This window comes from Sphingobacterium sp. T2, assembly GCF_000814685.1.
GTDB lineage: Bacteria > Bacteroidota > Bacteroidia > Sphingobacteriales > Sphingobacteriaceae > Sphingobacterium > Sphingobacterium thermophilum.
This window is the reverse complement of sequence record NZ_JXAC01000250.1, coordinates 1-3,325: the sequence shown is the minus strand read 5'-3', so window position 1 is coordinate 3,325 and position 3,325 is coordinate 1. Positions and strand designations below refer to the sequence as shown.

Below are 3,325 nucleotides of genomic sequence, written 5' to 3'. Positions count from 1 at the left end.
TCTTTTTATTTAGAATATTTTGACTTTTTGATTTTATTAATCGTTCTGCCCGAGAAGCAGGCCAAACCTTTTTCCTTAAGCATACCAATGCTTTTTTAAGGTATCTTCCTGCTTCAAGACATAAGCAAGGCGTACTTCGTTTTGTCCTTGCTCCTGGTGTGCTATAAAATCCGGTTAGCAGGGGCCATCATTACTGTTTCGTTTTCGTAAGAGAACTTCTCTAACATCCATTGACAGAATTTGTCTGCGTTGTCAATAGGTAATTTGGCTACCACATAGAAGGCACCTCCGGGATTAGGGCAGTAAACGCCTTCGATGGCGTTAAGACCTTGGACAAGCGTGTCACGTCTTGCTGTATATTCTTTGGATACCGCTTCGAAATAGGAATCAGGAGTGTCAATAGCAGCTTCCGATGCTATCTGCCCTTCAAGAGATGGAGAGAGACGGGCTTGAGCGAACTTCAGCGCTGTAAGATAAAGTTCTTTGTTTTTGGTGATAAGACAGCCTATACGTGCACCACAAGCAGAGTATCTTTTCGATACGGTGTCAAATACTACCACATGGTCTTCCAAGCCTTCCAAGTGCATTGGAGAGACGAACTCGCGGCCATCATAGCAAAATTCACGGTAAGCTTCATCGGAGAATAAGTACAGGTCATATTTCAGACACAGCCCTTTCAGTGCTTCTAGCTCCTCACGCGAGTAAAGGTATCCTGTAGGGTTATTAGGATTACAGATAGCGATAGCTTTGGTCTTTTCGGTGATCAGCTTTTCAAATTCTGCGATAGGAGGTAAGGCGAAGCCGTTGTCGATGTAGGACATGATAGGCTTTACGACTACATCTGCCGAGCAGGCAAAGCCATTGTAGTTGGCGTAGAAAGGCTCTGGGATGATCACTTCTTCTCCCGGGTTAAGACAAGCCTGCATGGCTATGGTGATAGCCTCCGAACCGCCGTTGGTCACCAAAATATCTGTAGGTTGTATGTTATAGTTTAATTTGTTATAGTATTGCGCCAACTTCTGACGATAAGAAGCGGTACCTTCCGAAGGAGTATAAGCCCATACTTTGAAGTCTATATTTTTCAAAGCGTTAAGCATTACTTCAGGAGTCTCGATGTCAGGTTGACCGATATTTAGATGATTATTATTTTTTTCCCTTTCTTTTTTAGCTTGGTCAGCAAAAGGAGTAAGTTTACGAATAGGTGAAGCAGGCATGTTAATGCCTTTCTGAGAAATCTTTGGCATAGTATTCAATATTATTTTCTGGCTACAAATATAGGTTAAAAAATAGCCGTATCAAATCATTTTGATACGGCTATCATAAATTTTATAGTCGTTAATATTATTCTACATTACCTTTGATGGTAAGGGTCTTAACCGGGGTTTTGGTGTTGGACTTCACCACGAAAGACTTGGTGAAAGGTCCTTTCGCCGCTGCATTGTAAGTAACTTTTATTTTACCCGATTCTCCCGGTTTTACCGGCGATTTGGAATAGTCTGCTACCGAACAGCCACAGGAAGGGGCTACCTCCGAAATGATAATAGGAGCTTTTCCTACGTTGGTGAACACAAACTCATGGGATGCAGGCTTGTTGAATGGAATGGTGCCAAAATCATGTGACTCGCTTTCGAACTTAAATTCTCCCATCTGCAATAAAGTCATGGAAGTGAGGGCGATAAACGAAATGATGGTAGCAGCAGTATATACTAATTTTTTCATAGTTCTTTCCTTTGTAAAAGATGTTTCTGTTTGACTACTGTTTGCAATTATATTGCCAAAGTTACGTCTAAAAATAGCAAACAATTTAAAAACCACAATAATTTTACATTGAATATATTCATATTCCAATATTAAATTATGCCTTCCTTCAAGAGATCTTGTAGGTGTACGATTCCGACATACTCTCCTTGGTCAAGGACGATCAGCTGCGAGATGCTGTTTTCTTTCATTTTGTGGAAAGCGTTGATAGCCAGTTCATCCTGTTCTATATTCTTTGGGTTTTGGGACATAATGTCTTTGGCAGACAATATGGAGGTGTCCTGATGGTTTTCCAGCATACGGCGTATATCTCCATCGGTAATGATTCCTACTATCTGGTTATTGTCGGTCACTACGGTAGCACCGAGCCTAAATTTGGTAATGGAGATGATGACATCGCGTATAGAGGCGTTGCTAGGCACTTCCGGCTTGCCATTGATTGATAGTACGTCTTTAACTTTCAGGTAAAGCTGCTTGCCTAATGCCCCTCCGGGATGATATTTGGCGAAGTCGCGGTCTGTAAAGTGGCGAAGAGTCTGGAGACATACGGCTAGTGCATCACCCATGGCCAGCTGTGCTGTAGTGCTCGTAGTAGGAGCTAGGTTGTTAGGGCAGGCTTCACGTTCTACTGTGGTGTCCAAGATAAAGTCAGCTTGTTGCGCCAAGAAGGAATTTAGATTTCCTACGATGGCGACAAGCTTGTTTTTTGTTTGCTTGAGGAATGGAATCAGCACCTTTATTTCCGGAGTGTTGCCGCTTTTGGAGATGACGATAATCAGGTCATCTTCTTGGATGATCCCCAAATCCCCATGAATGGCATCGGCGGCATGCATGAAAATTGCTGGCGTTCCGGTAGAATTTAAGGTAGCTACAATCTTCTGGGCTATGATGGCGCTTTTTCCTATTCCTGAAACAATAACACGACCTTTCAGATTTAATATGGTGTTGACAACTTCAGCGAAATCGTCTGTAATTCTTTTCGTCATGGCTTCTAGTGCTTTAGCTTCCAAGAGCAGCACATCTATGGCCTCTTTTTTAATTTCTGAATTGTTTTTCACGTAAAATCTCCTTATTTTTATTCTTATTTTTAGACAAAAATAGAGTATTTAATTTTTAGAGGAGCAATAGTCTACTTATATTTTTGTAACTGCGCTGATGGAAATAGAAAAATCTTTGTACGACAACCTTCAAGAGTTCTTCGGATTTGACACATTTAAGGGAGACCAAGAAGCCATTATTACCAACATACTAAACGAAAAAGATACTTTCGTCATCATGCCTACCGGAGGAGGCAAATCCATTTGCTATCAGTTACCTGCTTTGATGAGTGAGGGGACAGCGATAGTGATATCGCCTCTTATCGCTTTGATGAAAAATCAGGTGGACCAGCTAAGGGCTTTTGGAGGAAGGGAAAGCATAGCACATTTTCTAAACTCTTCCCTTACCAAGGGAGAGATCACCAAAGTGAAGGCCGATGTGTCGTCCGGAAAGACTAAGTTGCTCTATGTGGCGCCGGAGTCGCTGACCAAGGAAGACAATGTTGGCATTTTTGCAGACGKTAAATATT

The 3,325-nt window shown here is 41.8% G+C and carries 4 protein-coding genes; 1 reads left to right on the top strand and 3 read right to left on the bottom strand.

Going from position 1 to position 3,325, the window contains the following annotated elements; translation table 11 throughout:
* Positions 1-161: 161 nt before the first annotated feature.
* The 3 genes from SD31_RS13435 to SD31_RS13425 all read right to left on the bottom strand — a co-directional run bounded on the left by SD31_RS13435 (position 162) and on the right by SD31_RS13425 (position 2,816).
* On the bottom strand, positions 162-1,244 hold the full coding sequence (locus SD31_RS13435; protein ID WP_231561663.1) for a pyridoxal phosphate-dependent aminotransferase: 1,083 nt from the start codon (positions 1,242-1,244) through the stop codon (positions 162-164).
* Positions 1,245-1,341: 97 nt separating this feature from the next.
* Positions 1,342-1,719, bottom strand: a complete 378-nt coding sequence (locus tag SD31_RS13430; RefSeq protein WP_039054502.1) for a DUF1573 domain-containing protein — start codon at positions 1,717-1,719, stop codon at positions 1,342-1,344.
* A gap of 131 nt (positions 1,720-1,850) precedes the next feature.
* Complete coding sequence (locus SD31_RS13425) at positions 1,851-2,816, bottom strand: SIS domain-containing protein (RefSeq protein WP_039054501.1); 966 nt, start codon at positions 2,814-2,816, stop codon at positions 1,851-1,853.
* A 97-nt stretch (positions 2,817-2,913) separates the two neighbouring features.
* Here SD31_RS13425 and SD31_RS13420 point away from each other — a divergent pair.
* The coding region (locus SD31_RS13420) for a DEAD/DEAH box helicase (RefSeq protein ID WP_039054500.1) at positions 2,914-3,325 on the top strand (412 nt) is incomplete at its 3' end.

What these genes read in the sequence shown, in the direction of transcription:
- SD31_RS13435 (WP_231561663.1), bottom strand. Translation starts at nt 1,244, where the DNA reads ATGCCAAAGATTTCTCAGAAAGGCATTAACATGCCTGCTTCACCTATT.
- SD31_RS13430 (WP_039054502.1), bottom strand. Translation starts at nt 1,719, where the DNA reads ATGAAAAAATTAGTATATACTGCTGCTACCATCATTTCGTTTATCGCC.